This window comes from Cupriavidus alkaliphilus, assembly GCF_014191175.1.
GTDB lineage: Bacteria > Pseudomonadota > Gammaproteobacteria > Burkholderiales > Burkholderiaceae > Cupriavidus > Cupriavidus alkaliphilus.
The window spans coordinates 870,405-892,633 of sequence record NZ_JACHWE010000002.1 but is presented as its reverse complement, the minus strand read 5'-3'; the positions used below and the strand labels follow the sequence as shown (position 1 = coordinate 892,633).

Below are 22,229 nucleotides of genomic sequence, written 5' to 3'. Positions count from 1 at the left end.
GTGCGCGCTGCCGCATGCAGCCGCCCAGCCGCGGGCCGCGCCCCTTTGCCTGATATCGCCAGCCTGCCTGCCGCCTGACCGCGCCGGCATGCCGCCGCCGTTGTGCGCCCTGCCGTGATTGCGTCCCCCTGACGACGTCACCCGGGGCGGGCGGCAGCGTGGCGAGAGGCAGACGTATCGCTTGCTTTCCCGACTCATGACAACAACCAAGCTGACCCTGATCGCGTCGCTTTCGCTGATGGCGCTTGCCGCGGCCCCGGCCCAGGCCGGCGCCCAAGGCGCGACCTCCGCGAAGGCGACAGACCTGGCCGGTGCCGCCCCCGCGGCCCGCGCACCGCTGTCCAAGCCGGCTGCCGCACCGCTGCCGGGCGCCGCCATCCTGGCGGCCGCCGCCGTACCGAAGACCGCCCCGGCCGGCGCCGCTGCCGCCGGACCCGCCTACTCGCTGCCCCAGCTGCTCGACCTGGCCCAGTCCACCAACAAGGGCGTGGCCGCCGCCGAAGCCAATGTCGACGCGGCCAGCGCCGCCATCAGCAGCGCCCGCGCCTATCCCAATCCGCAGGTCGAAGTGATGTATGGCCGCATGTCCGGCAAGCAGCCGGGCGTGGCCAGCGGCAATGCGCCCAGCTACGCGGTGGTGCAGAAGTTCGATTACCCGCACCAGCGCAGCCTGCGCGAGGCCATGGCGACCCGCGGGCTGGAATCGTCGCAGGCGGTGCGGCAGGGCTTCCGCGCCGACCTGGCCGCGCGCGTGAAGACCGCCTATTACGACGTGCTGCGCCGCGAGAGCGAGCTGCACGCGGCCGAGGAAGACCTGGCGATGATGCGCCAGATCCACTCGCGCGCGCGCCTGCGCGTGGAAGTGGGCGAGGCCCCGCGCTACGAGCTGATCAAGGCCGAGACCGAATTGCTGGCTTCGCAGAAGAGCCAGCAGACCGCCGAGCTGCGCGTCAACCAGGCCAAGGCCGCGCTGCGCCAGCAGGTGGGTGGCGCCATGCCGGGGCAGTTTTCGCTGGCGGGCACGCTGGGCCAGGCGCCCGACGTGCCGCCGCTGCCGGCGCTGCGCGACACCATGACCGCCGGCAACGCCGAACTGGTCCAGCGCCGCATGGAGCTGGAGCGCGCGCAACTGGGCGTCGATTACCAGAAGTCGCTGCGCTGGCCGGAAGTGGCGCTGCGCGCCAGCACCGACCGCCAGCCTGACAACAACGTCTCGCAGATCGGCCTGATCCTGACCATCCCGCTGTGGGACCGCCGCAGCGGCCCGGTGGGCGAAGCCACCGCGCAGGCCACGCAGGCGCGCAGCGCGCTGGAGATGCGCGAGTTCGAGCTGACCCAGGAACTGGAAGCGGCCTACCGCCAGTACGAGATCAACCAGGCCCAGGTGACCGCGCTGGAGTCGGGCATCGTGCGCGAGGCCGAGTCGGCGCTGGGCGTGGCCGAGGCCGCCTACCGCTTCGGCGAGCGCGGCATCCTGGACTACCTCGATGCCCAGCGCGTGCTGCGTGGCGCGCGCAATGAGCTGATCGCCGCGCAGTACGACCTGCAGCTGGCCGCGATCCAGATCGAAAAGCTTATGTCGACCGCCCCGGGCGCCACCGCTGCCCCCGGCCTGCAGCCGACGTCCAACATCGAACAGAAATAACCATGCGTCCCAATTTCCTGCTTTCGCTGACGGCCGCCGCCGTCCTGACGTTCAGCCTGGCGGCCTGTTCCGACAAACCTGAGCCCGTCGCCGAGGCGCCCAAGCTCCCGCCCGGCGTGATCCAGCCCGAGGGCAACCTGCAGAAGGGCCTGAAGGTGGCCCCGGTGGCCACGTCCCCGTTCAGCGAGATGCTGCGCGTGGCCGGCCGCATCGATTTCGACGAGCAGCGCGTGTCGCGCATCGGCGCCAGCGTGACCGGCCGCGTCACTGACCTCTATGCCACGCTGGGCCAGGAAGTGAAGGCCGGCCAGGTGCTGGCGCGCCTGCACAGCAGCGAGCTGGGCGCGGCGCAGATGGCGTTCCTGAAGAGCGAGGCGCAGACCGAGCTGCAGGGCCGCAACGCCGAGCGCGCGCGCCAGCTGTTTGCCGCCGACGTGATCGGCCGCGGCGAACTGCAGCGCCGCGAGAGCGAACTGGCGATTGCCTCGGCCGAGATGCGCGCCTACCGCGACCAGCTGCGCGTGCTGGGCATGTCGGCAACCTCGATCGCCCAGCTGGCCAAGAGCGGCAGCATCAATTCGCACTCGCCGGTGTATTCCAGCATCAGCGGCACCGTGGTCGAGCGTAACGTGGCGCAGGGCCAGGTGGTGCAGCCCGCCGACGCGCTCTACACCGTGGCCGACCTGTCGCGCGTATGGGTGGTGGCCGAGGTGCCGGAGCAGCAGGCCGCGCAGGTGGCCGAAGGCCAGAGCGTGGAGATCGAGGTGCCGTCGCTGGCCAACGGCGCCGGACGCCAGACCATTACCGGCAAGCTGATCTACGTGGGCCGCACGGTCAGCCCGCAATCGCGCACGGTGCTGGTCCGCACCGAGCTGGAAAACCGCGAAGGCCGGCTCAAGCCCGCCATGCTGGCCAGCATGCTGATTGCCAGCAAGCCGGTCGACCAGCTGGTGGTGCCGGCGGCGGCGGTGGTGCGCGACGGCAATGACGAGCTGGTCTATGTCGAGATGCCGGGCAACAAGTACCGGCTGACCCGCGTCAAGCTGGGCGCCGAGAGCGATGGCATGCGCGTGGTCCAGAACGGCGTGAAGGCGGGCGACCGCATCGTGGTCGAGGGCGCCTTCCACCTGGACAACGAGCGCAAGCGCCTCGAACAAGGGTAATCGACCATGATGAAATCCCTAGTCGAAGCCGCCATCAAGCAGCGGCTGGTGGTGTGCGTCCTTGCCGTGGTGCTGTTCTTCTTCGGCCTGCGCGCTGCCACCAAGCTGTCGGTGGATGCGTTCCCGGACGTGACCAACGTGCAGGTGCAGATCGCCACCGAGGCCGCGGGCCGTTCGCCCGAGGAAGTGGAGCGCTTTGTCACCGTGCCGGTGGAAATGGCCATGACCGGCCTGCCCGGGCTGGAAGAGATGCGCTCGCTGAACAAGGCGGGCCTGTCGCTGATCACGCTGGTGTTCACCGATGCCACCGACGTGTACTTCGCGCGCCAGCTGGTGATGGAGCGCCTGATCGAAGTGGGCGGGCGCATGCCCGAGGGCGTCACGCCCGTGCTGGGGCCGGTCTCGACCGGCCTGGGCGAGGTCTACCAGTACACGCTGGACCGCGCCGACGACGGCAACCGCGAACTGACCCAGGAAGAGCTGGCCGAGCGCCGCATCGCCCAGGACTGGGTGGTGCGTCCGCTGCTGCGCTCGATTCCCGGCGTGGCCGAGATCAACTCGCAGGGCGGCTACGTGCGCCAGTACCAGGCGCTGGTCAACCCGGAGCGCATGCGCCATTACGGTGTGTCGATCCAGCAGGTCTACGAGGCGCTGGCGCGCAACAACGCCAACTCCGGCGGCGGCGTGCTGCCGCACTACGCCGAGCAGTACCTGATCCGCGGCGTCGGCCTGGCCAAGGGCGTCGACGACCTCGGCAGCATCGTGCTGAAGGAAGTCAACGGTACGCCGGTCTACCTGCGCGACGTGGCCAACGTCACCATCGGCCATGAGGTGCGCCAGGGCGCGCTGGTCAAGAACGGCCAGACCGAGGCGGTCGGCGGCATCGTCATGATGATGCGCGGCGGCAATGCCAAGGAAGTGGTCAGCCGCGTCAAGGCCCGCGTGGCCGAGATCAACGAGCGCGGCATGCTGCCGGGCAAGCTGCAGATCGTGCCGTACTACGACCGCAGCGAACTGGTCGACGCGGCCCTGTGGACCGTGACCAAGGTGCTGCTCGAAGGCGTGGTGCTGGTGGTGATCGTGCTGTTCCTGTTCCTGGGCGACGTGCGTTCGTCGATCATCGTGCTGGCCACGCTGGTGCTGACGCCATTGCTGACCTTCATGGTGATGAACGAGGCGGGGCTATCGGCCAACCTGATGTCGCTGGGGGGGCTGGCGATCGCCATCGGCCTGATGGTCGACGGCTCGGTGGTGGTGGTCGAGAACGCGTTCGAGCGGCTCGGCCACAAGGAGCCCGGACTGACCAAGACCGAGATCCTGGTCAAGGCGGTGCAGGAAGTGGCCACGCCGGTGATCGTGGGCGTGGGCATCATCATCCTGGTGTTCCTGCCGCTGATGACGCTGTCGGGCATGGAAGGCAAGATGTTCGCGCCGCTGGCGTTCACCATCTCGATTGCGCTGGCGATCTCGCTGTTCCTGTCGCTGACGCTGTCGCCGGTGCTGTCGTCCTACCTGCTCAAGGGCGGGGCCGAGCATGACACCTTCCTGATCGCCTTCATGAAGCGCCATTACCTGCGCCTGCTGCACTGGGCGTTGGGCAACAGCCGCAAGACCGTGCTCAGCGCGGTCGGCGCCTTCGTCGCCACGCTGCTGATCGTGCCGCTGCTCGGTACCTCGTTCATTCCGGAGATGAAGGAAGGCTCGATCGTGCCCGCGATCGACCGCGTGCCGAACATCTCGCTGGAAGAGTCGATCAAGCTGGAGAAGGAGGCCAACAAGCTGGTGCTGGGCGTGCCGGGCGTGAAGTCGGTGGTGTCGGGCGTGGGCCGCGGCGAAAGCCCGGCGGATCCGCAGGGCCAGAACGAATCGACCCCGATCGCCAGCCTGAAGGACCGCGACGAGTGGCCCGACGGCTGGACCCAGGACGATATCGCCAATGCCATCCGCGAAAAGCTCAAGGCCATTCCGGGCGTGCAGATCGTGATGGCGCAGCCGATCTCGGACCGCGTTGACGAAATGGTCAGCGGCGTGCGTTCCGACGTGGCGGTGAAGGTGTTCGGCGACGACCTGGACAAGCTGCGCGAGCTGGCGGGCGAGATCGCCCGCGTCGCCGGCGGCATCCAGGGCTCGCAGGATATCCGCATCGAGCGCGTGTCGGGCCAGCAGTACCTGTCGATCGAGATCGACCGCCAGGCGATTGCGCGCTACGGCCTCAACGTGTCGGACATCCACGACGTGATCGAGATCGCCATCGGCGGCAAGCGCGCCACCGACATCTTCGAGGGCGAGCGCCGCTTTGCCGCTGCCGTGCGCCTGCCGGAAGACTTCCGCAACAACGTGCAGGCAATCCGCCAGCTGCTGGTGAACACGCCCGACGGCATGCAGGTGCCGCTGCAGAGCGTGGCGCGCATCGAGGTCAACGACGGTCCCGCGCAGATCAGCCGCGAAATGGCCAAGCGCCGCGTGGTGGTGATGATCAACGTGAAGGACCGCGACCTTGGCGGCTTCGTCGCCGAGCTGCAGCAGGCCGCCGATGCCAAGGTCAAGCTGCCCGAAGGCTACTACCTCGAGTGGGGCGGCCAGTTCCAGAACATGGAGCGCGCCATGGGCCACCTGAAGATCATCGTGCCGGTCACCATCGCCGCGATCTTCTTCCTGCTGTTCCTGCTGTTCAACTCGCTGCGCTTCGCCACGCTGATCATCACGGTGCTGCCGTTCGCATCGATCGGCGGCATCATCGGGCTGTTCGTCACCGGCGAGTACCTGTCGGTGCCGGCGTCGGTGGGCTTTATCGCGCTGTGGGGCATGGCGGTGCTGAACGGGGTGGTGCTGGTGTCGTATATCCGCACGCTGCGCGATTCGGGCCTGTCGCTCGACGAGGCGGTGGTGCAGGGCGCGACCCAGCGTTTCCGCCCGGTGATGATGACCGCGACCATCGCCATGCTGGGCCTGGTGCCGTTCCTGTTCTCGACCGGCCCCGGCTCCGAAGTCCAGCGGCCGCTGGCGGTGGTGGTGATCGGCGGGCTGATCACGTCGACGCTGCTGACGCTGGTAATGGTGCCGACGCTGTACCGCTGGTTTGATGACCGCAAGCCGGATCCGACGCGGGATGTGCCGGTGTAAGGCAGATTCGCTGATCTGAACCGACAGCTTGTTTGCTCCCCTCTCCCGCAAGCGGGAGAGGGAGTACCCCGGCGGTCGCCCCAAAGACAACGCCCCATGCAAGTCACTGGCCTGCATGGGGCGTTTTTCTTTTCCAGTCACGGCAGGCACCTACGCCAGCCGCATCTCCAGCTGCCGCGTCCACAGTTCCAGCACGAAATCCGGTTCCTCGTGCCGGATATGCCGATACAGCCCGCGCTGCGCGCCGATCGCGTCATGCACCGCCTGCGCGGTAATCTGCTGCTCGGCGAACGGATGCCGGAAATGGCAGGCGACGATGACGCCGTCATCGGCCAGCGCGCGCGCGGCCATGGCCGCGACCTCGTGCCAGTCAGGCTTGGGAAAGTAGTAGCCCAGTTCGGAGAACACCATCAGGTCGAAGCTGCCCTCCGGCCACTGCTGCGGCAATTCGCCGGTCAGCACGCGTGCGTGCGGGAACGGGGCCAGTCGTTGCCGCGCCTGCTCGGCTGCGCTCGCGGCCAGTTCCATTGCCACCAGCGCATCGCAGCGCGGCGCCAGCGCCACGCTCAGGTGGCCGCCGCCGCAGCCGGGCTCGAAGGCGCGGGCGAAGCGCTCGCGCGGCAGCGTGGCCAGCAGCAGGGCGCGCTTGCGCGCTTCATACCAGCGCGTGCCAATGCCCCAGGGATCCTCGTTGCGGCCGTACAGGCCGGCGAAATAGTCGCGGTCGACTGGCATCGCGGCAGGCCTCAGTAGCCGTAGTACGGCGCCTCGCGGTAGTAGCCGGAAGGCTGCGGTCCGCACGGCACGTAGGCGCGGTCGTAGTCGCGGTAGCAATAGCCCGGCGGCACCGCCGGCGCCGCGTACGAGACCGGCGCGGGGGCGTAGGTGACGGGCGGCGGCGCGACCGGGGCCGCCACCACCGGTCCCGAGGCCAGCATGGCGCCCAGCGCCAGGCCGGCCAGCGCGCCGACCGCCAGCACGGCGCCGGCGTTGGAGCCGCCATGGTGGTGGTGCCGGCCGCGCGCGGAGGCGGAACCGGCGGCTACCAGGGTCGCGGCCAGGACCGCCGCGGCGACGATGCGGGTGGAGGGGCGCATTTCGGACTCCTTGTCATGCACAGCTTGTGTTCCTGAATGATGGACGCAAAGCGGCGATCAAGGTGTTTCCGGCCCCGGGTCGACTTGTTAGCTTTGTAACCGCGGCTTTTAGGACCTGCCTTTTTTAACCTGGTGTAAGACGCGGTAAGACGGTCGTGTCCGAAACCGCTTATCCGAGTGTTTCGGCCAGCTCCCCCAGCCCGCGCGTGCTGGCGGCGAGTTCGCTCGCCAGCGCGGCGACCAGCTCCGCCGCCGGCAATGCCCGGGCCAGCGGCACCGCCTGGCCGGCCCACTGCGCGGCAAAGTCGGCGCTGCCGCGCGCCTTGGCGGCGGCGTGCAAGGCCTTGCCGGCATCGTAGGCGGTCGGATAGTCGGGCGTGGCGGGCGCGCCGGCTGCCGCACCCAGCTCGGTGAAGCGGTTGGCCAGGCCGCGGGCATGGCGGCCGGAAATGGCCCGCGTCAGCACGGTCGGACGCTTGCGCGCCTGCAGCAGCGCCTCGCGGTAGGGGCCGTCGGCCACGGTCTCGGGGCAGGCGATAAACGCGGTGCCGAGCTGCGCGGCCTGCGCGCCGAGCGCCAGCGCCGCGGCGATGCCGGCGCCGTCCATGATGCCGCCCGCGGCGATCACCGGCAGGCGGGTCTGGGTCGCCAGCATGCGTACCAGCGCGAAGGTGCCCAGTCCCTCGTCGACGGCGGACGGGTCGAACACGCCGCGATGGCCGCCGGCCTCGATGCCCTGCGCGACGATCGCATCGATGCCCGCCGCCTCGATCGCGCGCGCCTCATCGAGGGAGGTGGCGCTGGCCAGCAGCACGATGCCGGCGTCGCGCAGCGCGCGGATCCGGCCCGCATCGGGCAGTCCGAAATGGAAGCTGACCACCGCCGGGCGTTCTTCCAGCAGCATCGCGTGCATGGCATCGTCGGTGACGTAGCTGCGGTAGATCTCGCGCAGCGCCGCCGGCGGTGTGGCGCCGAATTCGGCAAAGCGTGGCGCGAGGTAGGCCAGCCACGCATGCTCGCGCGCGGCATCGGCGACGGCCGGCGCATGGCAGAACACGTTGACGTTGAACGGGCCGCTGGTCAGTGCGCGGGTCTCGCGGAGGGCCTTGCGCGCGGCTTCGGCATCCATGGCGCCAACGCCGAGCGAACCCAGTCCGCCGGCATTGGTGACGGCCGCGGCCAGCGCGGGTGTGCCGACACCGGCCATGGGTGCCTGGATGATCGGGGTGCGGATGCCAAGCCTGCGCAACAGCGGCAGCCGGTCAGCGATTGGGGTGGTCTGGGTCAATTTGGCGCTCCTTGGCAAGGTTCGATGGCGATGGTGCGGCGAGGAGGGTCAGCCGTCGCGCAGTTCGCGCACGAAGGCGTCGCAGGCCTGCGTGGCATAGCCGGCACGCTTGACGATATAGGTGTGCACCGCGCGCACCGGCACGGTCTGCACGTCGACCGCGTCGCGGTGCAGCGCCAGCAGCGAGCGGGGCAGGATCGCCATCGCGGTGCCGGCGCTGACGCAGGCCAGCATGGCGTGGTACGACGGCATCTCGGTGATGGCCAGGCGCTGGCGCATGTCGTCGCTGCCCTGCGCCAGCCAGGCTTCGGCGCACTGGCGGTAGGTGCAGCCCTTCGGGAAGGCGGCGAGGCGGCGCAACGCCACGTCCTGCGGCCCGCGCGCCTTGGGATGGCTGCCGGGCAGCACCAGTTGCAGGTGTTCGGTGAACAGGTAGGTGCCTTCCAGGCCGGGAGCGAGTTCATCCATGTCGGCCGCGCGCGCCGGCCCTTCGCCCGGGTGCGCGACCACGGCGCAGTCGAGCCGGTGGTCAAGCACGGCATCGACCAGCGCGCGCGTGGTGCCGGTGCGGATCTCGATTTCCACGCCGGGCCAGGCCGCGTGGAAGCGCGCCAGCGGCATCGGCAGGCGGTTGGCGGCGGCGCTTTCCATGGTGCCGATGCGCAGCCGGCCCGACGGCGCGGCGCCCTGCACCGACTGCCGCGCTTCTTCGGCCAGCGCCAGCATCTGGTTGGCATAGGCGAGCAGCCGGTGACCCTCGGGCGTCAGCAGCATGCGCTTGCTGTCGCGCTGGAACAGCGCCACGCCGAGCGCTTCTTCCAGCTGCTTGACGCGCGTGGTGACGTTGGACTGCACCCGGTCCAGCAGGCGCGCGGCGCGGGTGATGCTTTGCTCGGTGGCTACGGCGCGGAAGATTTCGAGTTCAGCCAGTTCCATCGGCGTTCGGGCGCGGCAGGCGGAAAAGAGGTCAGTTGGATATTCTCATTTGGAGAATATAGCAAAACAAACAATCTTTCCAAGAGAATATCCAATGCAGCCGCGCCGTGCGCCGGCAGCGCCGCCTCAGGTCGGCGCCGTCTCCCGCGGCCAGCCTGCCGGCATCTGTACGCTGTCCAGCCCCGTCTGCGCAAACTCCGGGCCCCAGATCATGCGTTCCATGCGCATCACTTCCACCCGGGGCGGCACTGCCGCCGGCCATCAGCCGGTCGCCAGCGCGCGCTCCGGTTCCGGCCCGAGCGGCGGCATGTTCTCCAGCCGCAGCGACTGCGGCACCGACAGCGAGATGCCCGCGGCGCGGAGTCGCTTGAGAATCTCGAACAGCAGGTCGCTGCGAGTATTCGCGGCGATGCGCGGGCTGCCGACATAGCCGGTCACCGACAGCGTGATGCCGTTGGGCGCCAGCTGGCTGAACATCACCGACGGGGCGGGTACATCGAGGATGCTTTCGTTCTCGCGGTAGACGTCGAGCAGCAGGTCGCGCAGCTGCTCGGGGTCGGTGTTCAGCGGGAAGGTGAGCTGCAGCGAGGCGACCCCCTGGGTGCTGTTGCTCATGGTGACGTTGCGCAGGTTCTGCGAGATCAGCTGCGAGTTGGGCACGATCACGGTGGAGCGGTCGCCCAGCTGGATCTCGGTGGCGCGCACGTTGATGCGGCGGATGTCGCCCTCGACGCCGGCGATGCTGACCATGTCGCCCACCTTGACCGGACGCTCGGTCAGCAGGATCAGCCCCGACACGAAGTTCTTCACGATCTCTTGCAGGCCGAAGCCGATGCCGACCGACAGCGCACTGACGATCCACGCCAGGTTATCCCAGCGCACGCCCAGCAGCGACAGCGTCAGCAGCACCAGCAGCACGTAGCCGACATTGCTGAACAGCGTGATCAGCGACGCGCGCAGCCCGGGCTCCATGCACAGCTTGGGCAGCAGCTCCGCATCCAGCCAGCGCCGCACCGTGCGCAGCAGCCAGATGCCCACCCCCAGCGCGACCAGCGCATTGAGGATGCGCTCGGGCATGATGTTCAGGCTGCGCAGCTTTTCGCCGCCCAGCACGGTGACCAGGCTGTCGACCAGGTCTGCCGGGGTGGTGCCGAAGCCGCCGGTCAGCAGCGCCACCACGGCCAGCAGCAGCAACAGGCTGGCGCCGATGCCGGACAGGATGGTGGCGGCCTGTTCCAGGCGCGCATCGTCGACGCCGAACAGCTGCTTGATCACCTGGCCGCTGGTGTGCTGGGTCGAGAACAGGCTTTCGAACAGGTCGCGCGTGACCTGGGTCAGCAGGTACAGGCTGCACAGCACGATGTCGAACCAGACCAGCTCATAGGTCAGGAAGCGCGCAAAGCTGATATAGCCCGCCAGCAGCGCCACCATCGACACGATCACGATCAGCGTGACGCCGGCGTGGATCATGCCCGCCAGCGTGGCGCGCGCCTCGGGCTGCTCGCCGGCCGCGGCCAGCTCGTTGCGCACGCGGTTGGCGCGCAGCAGCGCCGCGCCGATGGTCAGCACCACCACCAGCGAGACCAGGCCGCGCCCCAGCAGCGTGACCTGCACGCTGGTATCGGCAATGCGGTTGAGCTGTTCCAGCGTGCCGGCCAGCAGCAACAGCCCGGCCAGCACCGCGGGGAACGGCTTCATCGCCCGCGCCACGGGATCGGCCAGCGCGGGCAGCCGCCAGGACGGGTGGCGCGTGCACAGCAGCGCGCGCCCGAGGCCCGCGATCAGGGCGCTGGTCAGGGTCAGCTTGACCAGCCCGCCGTACAGCGTCATCAGGTCCGGCGGCAGTTCATAGTTGCGGGTGAAGGCGTTGTAGACGATCTGCACCGCCAGCCCCGTGGTCGCCACCGTCGCGATGGTGGTGGCCAGCGCCAGCGCGCTGCGCCGCAGCCGGGTCGGGGGCAGCTTGTTCAGGCAGAACCAGGCCAGCGCGCGTTCGGCCAGGCGCTTGCCCAGCAGCCACACGCCCAGCGCGAGCAGCAGCAGGGCGATGGTGGCGGCGCGCTGCGACGGCTGCCAGGCCAGCTGCACCATCGGCACCACCTGGTCCAGGAACGCGGCCATGCGCGCGCGGTCCTCGGCGGCGGGGCTGACCATCGGCTTCCAGAACTGCGGGTTCAGGATGCTGTCGGAGCGCAGCGCCAGCTGGTCTTTCATCTGGCTGCGCTGCAGCCGTGCGATCTGGCCGCTCAGGTTGGCGATGTTCTCCTTGCTCTCGGCCGCCTGCTTGAGCTGCGCATCGAGCTGCAGGCGCCGCGCGTTCAGTTCCGCGCGCTGCCGCACCACCGCCGGGGCCTCCTTGGTGATGCCGTCCGACGGCGGCGGGCCCAGCACGTCGAGCTGCGCCTGCAGCTGGTTGCGCTGCGGCGCCAGCGCGGCACTCAGGCTGTCGACGTCGGCATCGAGCTTGTGCAGGTCGTGGTCGAGCTCGTCCAGCTTGGTGGTGCCGTCGGGGTCGGAAGCCTGCTGCTTGATGCGGTCCTGCTCGGTCTGCAGGCGCTTGAGTTCGGCGGTGGCTTCGGCGTGCGTGAGGGCGGGGGGCTGCTGTGCCTCGGTGGCGGAGGCGGCCTCGGATGCCGGCGCCGCGATCGCGGCCGGCAGGGTGGCTGGCATCAGGTGGCATAGCGCGGCGAGCGCAAGGCCCAGTGCGAGCCGTGAAACGTTGCTCATGGCGGAATCTCGTCGGACGGTGACGGCTTGCGGCGCTCCGGCATCGACATGCGGGATCGCCTGTCGCGCCGGCATCAGGCAGGATGCGGCGCGGCGATCGGATGCGGGAACGGCCGGGACACCGGCAATGAACAGGCGAGGGGATTGCCGCTCGCTGGCGATCCTCTCGGCGCATGGTCCGGCCAGGCCCGATGCGCCCACGCGAGGGCACCGGCAGCTGGCCGCGGGTGACGGGACCGGTTGCAACCGGCCCTGCCGCGATTCGCGAAATTATAGAAAAGCGCATCCGCCACACCGCCGGATGCTGCGGCGGATCGGGCACACTGTGACAAATTGATACGCATCCATGCCTGTGGCGCCGGCGCGGCCACCGTCGGCATGCTCGCCGTCATCGCAGTAACATCACGGGCTTCGGGCCATGCGCGGCCCGCATTGCCTCAGTCACTCAACATCTTCTGGAGAACGCATGGCGGTTGCGTCAGGCACCGAAAAGACCAGGCTCGACGGCGACGCCGGGCCGATTGAAATGCTGGTCGACCGACCCAAGGGCGATCCGCTCGGCATTGCCGTGGTGGGCCACCCGCATCCGTTGCTGGGCGGCTCGGCCACGCACAAGGTGCCGCACCAGCTGGCCAAGGCGCTGGTGGCGCGCGGCTACCTGGCCGTGCGGCCGAATTTCCGTGGCGTGGAGGGCTCGGGCGGCGCCCATGACCAGGGCCGCGGCGAGGCGCAGGACATGCTGGCGGTGATCGCGCACCTGCGCGCGTCGCATCCCCGCTTGCCGCTGGCGCTGGCAGGGTTTTCCTTCGGTGCCTTCGTCATGACCCATGTGGCTGCCGCACTGGTGGCGCAGTCCGTGCCGATCCGCCACCTGGTGCTGGCAGGCACCCCCTACGGCGTGGTGAAAGGCCATCGCAGCTATGACACCCCGGCCGTGCCGGCCGATTGCCTGGTGGTCCATGGCGAGCACGACGAGCGCGCGCAACTGGCCGCGCTGTTCGACTGGGCCCGGCCGCAGGCGTTGCCGGTGGTGGTGGTGCCGGGCGCGGATCACTTCTTCACCGGCAAGCTGCCGCTGCTGGTGCGCATCGTCGGCGGCTACCTCGACCGGCCCGGGTCCGGCACAACCGTGTAAAAACTTCGATCCTGCCCGCGCTCGCGCGGCACGGCGGCGGTCTGGCCGGCGTCGTGCCGCGTGTTGTAGCCGAGTGCCGCCAGGCACGGCGCGAGGCATGGATGATGCTACCGATAGCAGACACGGCGCACGAACGCGTCCAGATCGGAGGCAATCCATGAAAGACTATCCACCGTCGGAAATCAGGGAAACGTGGCGCAACCGCGGCTATGGCGAGCCCGGCGATAGCCGCCAGGCACACCACTGGCGCAGCGGCAATCCGGGCGGCGCGGGCTTTGGCTACGGGCAGGCCCGCTATGGCACGGAAGACGGCGAGGGTCCGGAAGACCAGTACCGTCCCGGCATCCCGGCGCGGACCGCATCGCGCCGGCTGCCCAAGAACTACCACCGCACCGACACGCGCATCCGCGACGACCTGTGCGAACGGCTGGCGCATGCCGACGACGACGTCTCGGACGTCACCGTCGACGTCGGCTCGGGCATCGTCACGCTGACCGGCACCGTGGCCGACCGCGGCATCAAGTACCGCATTGAAGAGCTGGCCGAAGACGTGCTGGGCGTCAATGAGGTGCGCAACAACCTGCATGTGGCGCGCCGCGCGGGCGGCACGGACGACGGGCAGCAGGACACCGGCGCCGGCAGCGTGCCCGGACAGCGGCGCCTGGGCCAGGCTGCCGGCTGGCGCCAGCCGGTGGGAGAGGTTGGGGCGGACGTGCTGTATATCGTCCAGTCTCGCGACGGGCGCTTCCTCGGCGCGGAATCCGGCGAGGCCGTGCTGGTGCCGGAAATTGCCCAGGCCGGCTTGTTCGACGATCCGGATGAAGCCCGCGCCGCGGCGCAGGAGCATTGCAGCCGCGGTTACCGCATCCTGGCCACGCGGCGCTGACCGGGCGCCGCGCTCAGGCGTTGGGCACGGCAGGCGCGCTGGCCGGATCCGGGTGGATCTGCATCACCGCGGCGCGCTTCTCCAGCAGGTGCTGGCGCAGGATCGACGCCAGCCGCTTGCCGTCGCGGGCTTCCAGCGCGCGGATCATTTCTTCGTGGTCGTGCACCGCGCGGTCCCACTTGTCGGTCTGGTGGTTGGAGCGGAAGCGCATCGCCTTGAGCCGCCGGTTCAGCGTCAGGTAGGTCTGCAGCAGGGTCTGGTTGCGCGCCGCCGCGGCGATGCGGTCGTGGATTTCCTGGTTGCGGCTGTAGTAGCCGGGCAGGTCATTGCGCGCATGGCAGGCCAGCATGGCGTAATGCAGCGCCTTGATCTCGGCCAGTTCCGGCCCGGTGATGCGCTCGCAAGCCAGCTCGCCGGCAAAGGCCTCCAGGCCGCTCATCAGCTCGAACGCCTCCCACGCCTCGGCCTCGCTCATGCGCGAGACGCTGGCGCCGCGGTTGGGCGAGATCTCGATCAGCCCCTCGGCGGCAAGCACCTTGAGCGCCTCGCGCAGCGGCGTGCGCGAGATCCCCAGCGTTTCGCACAGTTCGCGCTCGTTCAGCTTCATGCCGGGCGCCAGCACCCCTTCGACGATGAAGTTGCGCAGGTGGTCGACCACGGTGTCGTGCAGCCGCTGGCGCACCACCTTGGGCAGAAGCGGGGCGGCAGGAGTGCCGGTGCCGCCGGTGCCGTCCGAAGGTTGCATGCAATGTCCCTGTCATTAGCGTGGTGCCATTCTAAGACATTGCCGGCCTGCCGCAACGGCGGCCGCGACCCTCGCGCTCAGCGCGCCGGGCCGCGCAGCGGCACGCCGCTTTCGCGCGGCACCCCGGCGCCCGCGCCTCGCCCGATCAGCGCCACCGACAGCGCCGACACCAGTCCCGCGAACGCCACGTAGGCGCAGATCTGCCACGGTTGTCCGCCGCCCGACTTGAGCAGCGCCGTGGCGATGATGGGCGTGATGCCGGAAGCGAAGATGCCCGAGAACTGGTAGACGAACGAGATCCCGGTGTAGCGCACCTTGGCATCGAACAGCTCGCAGAACAGCGCCGCCTCCGGCCCGTAGACCGCGGCGTAGAGAATGCCGAACGGCACCACGATCGCCAGCCACAGCAGCATGGTGTTGCCACCGCTGTTCAGCATCAGCCAGAACGCGGGGAAGGCCGACAGCGCGGTGATCAGCGCCCCCCAGAAATACACCCGCGTGCGGCCGATGCGGTCGGACAGGTGGCCGAAGAACGGGATGAAGAAGCACATCGCGATCGCAGCCGCCATCACCCCGACCAGCGCCTGCGTGCGGCTGATATTGACAGTCTGGGTCAGGTAGGTGATCGAGAACACGCCGAAGATGTTGAAGAAGACGCCGTCGATATAGCGCGCGCCCATGCCCTTGACGATATTGCCGGGGTAGCGCCGCATCATGTCGACAAAGGGAATCTGCGTTTCGGCATTGCGCTGCTTGACCTCGGCGAATTCCGGCGTTTCCTTCACGTTGAGCCGGATATACATGCCGACGAACACCATCGCCGCCGAGATCAGGAACGCCACGCGCCAGCCCCAGGCCAGGAACTGCGCATCCGACAGGGTCAGCGACAGCAGCGCCACCACGCCCGAGGCCAGGCACAGCCCGATCGCCAGCCCGATCTGCGGCAGCGACGCGTAGAAGCCCTTGCGGTGCGGCGGCGCGTACTCGTACGCCATCAGCACCGCGCCGCCCCATTCGCCGCCCAGGCCGATGCCCTGCAGCACGCGCAGCAGCAGCAACAGCACCGGCGCCAGGATGCCGATGCTGTCATAGGTCGGCACCAGGCCGATCAGGAAGGTGGAGACGCCCATGATCATCAGCGTCATCACCAGCATGCTCTTGCGCCCGACCTTGTCGCCGAAGTGGCCGAAGATCACGCCGCCGAGCGGGCGCGTGACAAAGCCCACGGCGAAGGTGGTGTAGGCCAGCATGGTGGCCACCAGCGGGTCATCGCCGGGGAAGTACAGCTTGTTGAAGACCAGGCCGGCGACCACGCCGTACAGGAAGAAGTCATACCACTCGATGGTGGCGCCGATCACGGACGCCAGCGCGACCTTGCGGATCGCCTGTTCGTTGGGGCTAGTCATGCTTGTCTCCTCTGGTGGTGGGCGGCGTCCTCTGGAAGGATGGTTATGGACGCCGATGCGCTGCGAGGCCAGGCCGGGTGGTTGTCTATGCCTGGCCCCGCCGGTTTGCCGCTTCAGGTTGCTTCGGCTTCAGGCTGCCGCGGCCATCGGGGCCGCAACGTCGGCGTGGTGGATCTCGCGCCGCGCGTCTTCACGGATCAGGTCTGCCGCGCGCTCGGCCATCATCACCACCGGCACGTTGGTGTTGCCCGATACCAGCGTAGGCATCACCGAGCAGTCCACCACGCGCAGCCCGCCAACGCCATGCACGCGCAGGCGCGCATCGACCACCGCCAGCGGATCGGCGGCCGGGCCCATTTTTGCCGTGCCCGACGGATGGAAGATGGTGGCGCCGTACTCGCGGCAGAAGTGCAGGATCTCGTCGTCGCTGCGCACCTCGTCGCCCGGCCGGAACTCGCGCTTCATCAGCCCGCGCATCGGCTCGGTCTGCGCCACGCGCCGGGCGTAGCGCACCGCAGCGACGGTGCAGCGCCGGTCCAGTTCGGCCGACAGGTAGTTGGGCTGCATCGACGGCGGCTCGAACGGGTCGGTCGAGCGGATGCGCACGGTGCCGCGCGACGCCGGGCGCAACTGGCACACGGAATAGGTGCAGCCCGAGAACGGATGCACCGTACCGCCCGCCATGTCGGCCGACAGCGTCGAGAAATGGAACTGCGTGTCCGGCGTGGCGCTTTCGTGCGGCAGGGCGCGGCAGAACATCGCGCCCTGGTTGATGCCGATTGCCAGCGGACCCTTGCGCAGCAGCAGCCATTCCAGGCCCATGCGCGCCTTGCCGGCCAGCGTGCGCAGCTGATCGTTGGTGGTAATGGGTTTGGCCACCTCGTAGATCAGCCGCACCTGCAGGTGGTCCTGCAGGTTTTCGCCGACGCCCGGCAGCGCATGCACCACCGGCACGCCCAACTCCTGCAGCAGCGGCGCCGGCCCGATGCCTGACAACTGCAGCAGCTGCGGCGACTGCAGTGCGCCGGCGCACAGGATCACTTCGCGCCGCGCCCGCAGGATATAGGGCTGGCCATGCTGGGTGTAGCGCACGCCCACGGCGCGCTTGCCTTCGAACAGGATCCCGGTGGTATGCGCGTCGGTCTCCACGCGCAGGTTGGCGCGCCCCCGCGCAGGGCGCAGGTAGGCCACCGCGGTGGAGCAGCGCCAGCCGTTGCGGGTGGTCAGCTGGTAGTAGCCCACGCCCTCCTGGTCGCCGCCGTTGAAGTCGGTCTGGCGCGGCAGGCCCAGCGCCTGGCCGGCGGCGATGAAGGCATCGACCAGCGCATGGCGCCGGTCGATCGAGGTGGCATTGAGCGGGCCTTCGGTACCGCGCGTCGGCCCGGCGCCGAGGTCGTTGTTCTCGAGCTTGCGGAAGTAGGGCAGGCAGTCGTCCCAGCCCCATCCCGGATTGCCCAGCGCGGCCCAGTGGTCATAGTCCTCGCGCTGGCCGCGTACGTAGATCAGGCCGTTGATGGCGCTGCTGCCGCCCAGCGTGCGTCCGCGCGGCCAGTAGATGCGGCGGTTCAGCATGTTGGGATCGGGATCGGTATAGAAGCCCCAGTTCACCTGCTTGTGGAACATGGTCTTGCCGTAGCCGATCGGGATATGGATCCACGGGTAGCGGTCGGGCGGGCCCGCCTCGAGCAGGCAGACCGAATGGCGGCCGTCCTCGCTGAGCCGGTTGGCCAGCACGCATCCGGCCGAGCCGGCACCTACCACGATGTAGTCAACGGTTTGCGACATCGTCGCTGTCTCCTGTATTGGCCGTCAGGCGCATCAGCCTGCCCGGCTTGCCTTTATAATTTGAAACGTTCTGTTCCGGATTTTATTTTTCAAGGTCGGAATGGGAAGCCCAATCGCGAGGAGACGCCGGTTGTGAAACAGAACATGACAATGCCGTTTCAGAATCGCACTGCAGCAGAAGACGGGGTGCCGGAAGAGGATGCCCGCAGCCTGCGCGTGCTGGCGGTGCTGTCCAGCCTGGCGCGGGCGCAGCAGCCGCAGACGCTGTCCCAGCTGTCGCAGCGCCTGCATGTGCCCAAGGCGACGCTGATGCGCCTGCTGGCGGCGATGGAGCGCAGCGGCTTCGTGGTACGGATGCCGGCCGAGCGCGGCTATGTGCCCGGGCCGGCCGCGGCGGCGTTGTCGCTGCAGACGCTGCGCAGCCCGCCGCTGCTGCGCGAATGCCGCGGCATCCTGGCCCGGCTGGTGGCACGCCTGGGCGAAACCTGCAACCTGACCGCGCTCGACGGCGACCGCGTGCTGTACGTAGAGCGCGTGGAAACCCACGAGCCGCTGCGGCTGCAGCTGTCGCCCGGCATCCATGTGCCGCTGCATTGCACTGCCAGCGGCAAGCTGTTCCTGTCAGCGATGAACCGGCTGGAACGCCAGCAGACACTGCGGCGCGTGGACCTCGCCGCGCACACGCCGCGCACGCTCTCCGACCTGCCCGCACTCAATGCCGAGCTGGACCGGCTGGGTGCGCGCGGCATCGGTGTCGATCACGAGGAATTCGTGCGCGGCATGTGCGCGGTGGCGGTGCCGGTGCGCGAACCGGACGGTGCCGGATCAGGCCGGGTGGTAGCCGCGATTGCCTGTCACGCGCCGACGGCGCGGGCCTCGCTGGAAGCGCTGCTGCAGGCGGTGCCGACGCTGCAGGGTGCGGCGAAGGAGATGGCGGCGGTGCTGTGCGGGCAGTGAGCCGGGTGATGGCGCTGCGCGTTCAGCCGGACGCCTTTCCATGCGGCAGGATCCGCGCAACCCGCTCCCTTAACATCGGCAACACCTCGCTCTCGAACCAGGGATGCTGCTTGAACCACGGCTGGTTGCGCGGCGATGGGTGCGGCAGCGGTATGAAGCCGGGCGCGTAGTCCTGCCATGCCCTGACGGTTTCGGTCAGCGTGGACTTGCGCCGCGCCCCCAGGAAATGGCGTTGCGCGTACTGGCCGACCAGCAGTGTCAGCGCGATCGACGGCAGTTGCGCCAGCAGGCGGTCCATCCACAAGGGCGCGCATTCGGGGCGCGGCGGGTTGTCGCCGCCCTTGCCGCGGCCCGGATAGCACAAGCCCATCGGGATGATGGCGAATTGCGAGGCATCGCAGAAGGTGGCGTCGTCGACGCCGAGCCACTGCCGCAGCCGCTCGCCGCTGGCATCGTTCCATGGAATGCCGGTCTCGTGCACGCGCGTTCCCGGAGCCTGGCCGACGATCAGGATGCGCGCGCCGGCGCCGACGCGCACCACCGGACGCGGGCCCAGCGGCAGGTGCTGCGCGCAGGCGCGGCAGGCGCGTACCTCGGTCAGCAGGGATTCAAGCGCGGCGGGTTGGTGACGCCGGGGTTTGTCAGGCGGGGGCGGCTTGGCTGGCATCGCTGGTTGTCCGGAATGCGCGCTTTCGGGCGGATCTGCAGTGGTTGGCCGATGCCGCGCGCATGACGTATTTTACAAGGGCAAGGCGCCCCTGCCGCCGGCAGGCGGTGCCCCGGCCGTCACAGGAGCCCGCCATGCCCGACGCATTCCGCCACGCGCTTCGCCGATTCGCCATCGCCTGTTGCCTGGGACTTGCAGCCTGCGGAGGCGGTGGTGGCGGAGGCGAAAGCGTCGGCGCAGGCGGCGGTGGTGGCGGGGGTGGCGGTGGGGGTGGCGGTGGCGGCGGCAACGGCTCGCTGACGCTGGCGATCTCGGGCCTGCCGTCCGGGACCCCGGCGGCCGTCACGGTATCGGGGCCGGGCCAGTTCCGCCAGGCCGTGGTCCAGTCGACCACGCTGTCCAACCTGCCGCCCGGCAGCTATACCGTCGCCGCAGACAGCGTGCTGACGGGCAGTGCGTTGCGCAAGCCGCAGCTGCCGTCGCAGGTGGTCGCAGTGGCCGCGGGCACGGGCGCGACCGCCAGCGTGGCCTACGGTGCGCCGGAATCGATGCAATTGTCGTTGACGCAGGTGCCCGGCGATTACTCCGCGCCGATCTTCCTGACCGCGCCCGCCGGCGATGCGCGACTGTTCGTGGTGGAGCGCGCCGGCCGTATCCGCGTCGTGCGCGACGGCGCGCTGCTGGCCACGCCGTTTCTCGATATTGAGGCGCTGACCACCACCGACGGCGAGCGCGGACTGCTGTCGATGGCATTCGATCCTGACTATGCTGCCAACGGCCGCTTCTACGTCTATTACACCGACACCGGCGGCGCCATCACCATTGCCCGCTACAACGTCTCGGCCGCGAATCCGGACGTCGCCGATGCCTCGGGCACGGTGTTGCTGTCGATCCCGCATCCGACCTTCTCCAACCATAACGGCGGCCAGCTCGCGTTCGGCCCCGACCGCATGCTCTACATCGGCACGGGCGACGGCGGCGGTGGCGGCGATCCGGCAGGCAATGCCCAGAACGCTGCGACGCTGCTCGGCAAGATGCTGCGCATCGATGTCAGCGGCGCGTCGGGCTATGGTGTGCCGGCCGGCAACCCATTGCTCGGCCAGTCCGGCAGCCGCGGCGAGATCTGGGCGCTCGGGCTGCGCAACCCGTGGCGGTTCTCGTTCGACGCCGGCTCGTTGTATATCGCCGATGTCGGCCAGGAGCAGCGCGAGGAAGTCGACGTGGCACCGTCCACCAGCGCGGGCCTGAACTACGGCTGGAACCTGACCGAAGGCACTGCGTGCGTGGGTGCCGCCACCTGCGACAAGAGCGGGCTGACCATGCCCGTGTTCGAGTACGGCCACGAGGCAGGCGGCTGTGCCATCGTCGGCGGCTACGTGTATCGCGGCAGCGCCAGCCCGGCGCTGCAGGGGCGCTACTTCTACTCCGATCTGTGCACGGGCAAGCTGCAGAGCTTCGTGTACCGCGATGGCGCCGCCACCGAGCCGGTCGACTGGAACGTCACGGTGCCGGGCAGCGTGTTCTCGTTCGGCGTGGATGGCGCGCAGGCGCTCTATGTGCTGGCCGATCCGGGCACGTCCGCGACCAGCGGGCGGGTCTACCGGATCGATGCCTCGGGCGGTACGCCTTGATGCCTTGCCGCCGCTCGCTGCGCCTCAGGCCGCGTTGGTCTTGCGGCCGACGCCCTGGATCAGCTTGTTGACGCGCGCCAGGTACTGCTCGAACATCCGGTTGGCCTGTTCCTGGCTGTCGATCGGCTGCAGCACGGTGCGGCCCTCCGCTTCAAGCTTCGCGCGGATCTCCGGCTTGGCCAGGGCTTCGCCGATGGCCTTGCGCAGCACCGCCACGCGCTCTGCCGGCGTGCCTTGCCTGACGAAATAGCCGCCGCCGATGGTGTATTCGAAATCCGGCACCAGCTTGCTCTGCGAAATCAGCGGGACCGACTTGAGCGCGGGCGGCAAGGCCCGCGAGAAGCTGGTCAGTATCTTCAGCCGGCCCTGCTGCTGCATGCTGTCGAAGCTGGACTGGTAGGGCAGGATGGCAAAGTCGACCTCGCCGCCGGCCAGTCCCTGCAGCGCCGGGGCGCCGCCCTTGTAGGGCACGTGCAGGAACGGCACGCCCAGGCGCGCGGCCAGCGCATCGCCCATCAGGTGATAGATCGAGTCGATGCCGACGGTGGCGTAGGTCAGCGACTTGCCCTTGCCCTGGCGCGCGAACTCGATGAACTTGTCCAGGCTGTCCACGGCGATGCCGTTGCGCACCATCAGCACGATATTGGCGTCGCTGATCGGCGCGGCCAGCAGAAAGTCCTGCGGCTTGTAGCGCGCCGCGGGGTTGAGCAATGGCGCCAGGAACACCTCGTTGATCGAGCCATGGAAGAAGGTGTAGCCGTCGGCCGGCGCGGCCAGCACCTTGTTGGCGCCGATCAGCCCGGTGCCGCCGCCGTAGTTCTCCACCACCACCTGCTGGCGCACGCTCTTGCTGATCGATTCGCCGAAGATACGCGCCGACGCGTCGCTGGCGCCGCCGGCGGGATAAGGCACCACCAGCGACAGGGCCTTGGCGGGAAAGGCATCGGCCGCAAACGCCGGCAGGCCGGACAGCACGGAAGCACCGGCGGCAAGGCCGGCGTGTTGCAGGAAGCGGCGGCGGTTCAGGGTAGCCATGGA

The 22,229-nt window shown here is 69.1% G+C and carries 17 protein-coding genes; 7 read left to right on the top strand and 10 right to left on the bottom strand.

The window, feature by feature from the left end; genetic code table 11:
• Window positions 1-196: 196 nt before the first annotated feature.
• From FHX60_RS10430 to FHX60_RS10420, 3 genes are read left to right on the top strand one after another with little or no spacing between them, the layout of a single operon-like run.
• Complete coding sequence (locus FHX60_RS10430; protein ID WP_183283290.1) at window positions 197-1,645, top strand: TolC family protein; 1,449 nt, start codon at window positions 197-199, stop codon at window positions 1,643-1,645.
• A gap of 2 nt (window positions 1,646-1,647) precedes the next feature.
• On the top strand, window positions 1,648-2,808 hold the full coding sequence (locus FHX60_RS10425; RefSeq protein WP_183283289.1) for an efflux RND transporter periplasmic adaptor subunit: 1,161 nt from the start codon (window positions 1,648-1,650) through the stop codon (window positions 2,806-2,808).
• 6 nt (window positions 2,809-2,814) lie between these two features.
• Entirely contained in the window at window positions 2,815-5,931 is a 3,117-nt protein-coding gene (locus FHX60_RS10420; protein WP_092310076.1) for an efflux RND transporter permease subunit, read from the top strand.
• A 150-nt stretch (window positions 5,932-6,081) separates the two neighbouring features.
• Here the strand turns inward: FHX60_RS10420 and FHX60_RS10415 are convergent, their stop codons facing one another.
• From FHX60_RS10415 to FHX60_RS10395, 5 genes are all read right to left on the bottom strand, one after another.
• Window positions 6,082-6,666, bottom strand: a complete 585-nt coding sequence (locus FHX60_RS10415) for a methyltransferase domain-containing protein (protein ID WP_183283288.1) — start codon at window positions 6,664-6,666, stop codon at window positions 6,082-6,084.
• A gap of 11 nt (window positions 6,667-6,677) precedes the next feature.
• Window positions 6,678-7,028: a hypothetical protein gene (locus FHX60_RS10410; RefSeq protein ID WP_062804128.1), complete on the bottom strand. Its 351-nt coding sequence runs from the start codon at window positions 7,026-7,028 to the stop codon at window positions 6,678-6,680.
• Window positions 7,029-7,197: 169 nt separating this feature from the next.
• Window positions 7,198-8,316: an NAD(P)H-dependent flavin oxidoreductase gene (locus tag FHX60_RS10405; RefSeq protein ID WP_183283287.1), complete on the bottom strand. Its 1,119-nt coding sequence runs from the start codon at window positions 8,314-8,316 to the stop codon at window positions 7,198-7,200.
• A gap of 48 nt (window positions 8,317-8,364) precedes the next feature.
• The gene (locus FHX60_RS10400) at window positions 8,365-9,252 is read right to left on the bottom strand and encodes a LysR family transcriptional regulator (protein WP_183283286.1); all 888 of its coding nucleotides are present in this window, start codon (window positions 9,250-9,252) and stop codon (window positions 8,365-8,367) included.
• A gap of 261 nt (window positions 9,253-9,513) precedes the next feature.
• Complete coding sequence (locus FHX60_RS10395; protein ID WP_112775544.1) at window positions 9,514-11,979, bottom strand: DUF3772 domain-containing protein; 2,466 nt, start codon at window positions 11,977-11,979, stop codon at window positions 9,514-9,516.
• A gap of 466 nt (window positions 11,980-12,445) precedes the next feature.
• On the opposite strand from FHX60_RS10395, the gene FHX60_RS10390 reads away from it, so the two are divergent.
• On the top strand, window positions 12,446-13,114 hold the full coding sequence (locus tag FHX60_RS10390; protein WP_183283285.1) for an alpha/beta hydrolase: 669 nt from the start codon (window positions 12,446-12,448) through the stop codon (window positions 13,112-13,114).
• A 157-nt stretch (window positions 13,115-13,271) separates the two neighbouring features.
• Window positions 13,272-14,000 (top strand): BON domain-containing protein, encoded by a 729-nt coding sequence (locus FHX60_RS10385; protein ID WP_112775543.1) that lies wholly within the window; start codon window positions 13,272-13,274, stop codon window positions 13,998-14,000.
• 13 nt (window positions 14,001-14,013) lie between these two features.
• On the opposite strand, the gene FHX60_RS10380 is transcribed toward FHX60_RS10385, so the two are convergent.
• The 3 genes from FHX60_RS10380 to FHX60_RS10370 all read right to left on the bottom strand — a co-directional run bounded on the left by FHX60_RS10380 (window position 14,014) and on the right by FHX60_RS10370 (window position 17,936).
• On the bottom strand, window positions 14,014-14,745 hold the full coding sequence (locus FHX60_RS10380; RefSeq protein WP_092310055.1) for a GntR family transcriptional regulator: 732 nt from the start codon (window positions 14,743-14,745) through the stop codon (window positions 14,014-14,016).
• A 77-nt stretch (window positions 14,746-14,822) separates the two neighbouring features.
• Window positions 14,823-16,151: an MFS transporter gene (locus tag FHX60_RS10375; RefSeq protein WP_112775542.1), complete on the bottom strand. Its 1,329-nt coding sequence runs from the start codon at window positions 16,149-16,151 to the stop codon at window positions 14,823-14,825.
• 129 nt (window positions 16,152-16,280) lie between these two features.
• Window positions 16,281-17,936: a GMC family oxidoreductase gene (locus tag FHX60_RS10370; RefSeq protein WP_183283284.1), complete on the bottom strand. Its 1,656-nt coding sequence runs from the start codon at window positions 17,934-17,936 to the stop codon at window positions 16,281-16,283.
• 132 nt (window positions 17,937-18,068) lie between these two features.
• Here FHX60_RS10370 and FHX60_RS10365 point away from each other — a divergent pair, with 132 nt between their 5' ends.
• Window positions 18,069-18,893 carry an IclR family transcriptional regulator gene (locus FHX60_RS10365; RefSeq protein ID WP_112775540.1) on the top strand — a complete coding sequence of 275 codons (825 nt, stop codon included), beginning with the start codon at window positions 18,069-18,071 and terminating at the stop codon, window positions 18,891-18,893.
• A gap of 22 nt (window positions 18,894-18,915) precedes the next feature.
• On the opposite strand, the gene FHX60_RS10360 is transcribed toward FHX60_RS10365, so the two are convergent.
• Entirely contained in the window at window positions 18,916-19,560 is a 645-nt protein-coding gene (locus FHX60_RS10360; protein WP_116602673.1) for a uracil-DNA glycosylase family protein, read from the bottom strand.
• Between the two features lie 134 nt (window positions 19,561-19,694).
• On the opposite strand from FHX60_RS10360, the gene FHX60_RS10355 reads away from it, so the two are divergent.
• Window positions 19,695-21,191 (top strand): PQQ-dependent sugar dehydrogenase, encoded by a 1,497-nt coding sequence (locus FHX60_RS10355; protein ID WP_183283283.1) that lies wholly within the window; start codon window positions 19,695-19,697, stop codon window positions 21,189-21,191.
• Between the two features lie 24 nt (window positions 21,192-21,215).
• Here the strand turns inward: FHX60_RS10355 and FHX60_RS10350 are convergent, their stop codons facing one another.
• Window positions 21,216-22,226: a tripartite tricarboxylate transporter substrate binding protein gene (locus FHX60_RS10350; RefSeq protein ID WP_092310037.1), complete on the bottom strand. Its 1,011-nt coding sequence runs from the start codon at window positions 22,224-22,226 to the stop codon at window positions 21,216-21,218.
• Between the last annotated feature and the right edge of the window lie 3 nt (window positions 22,227-22,229).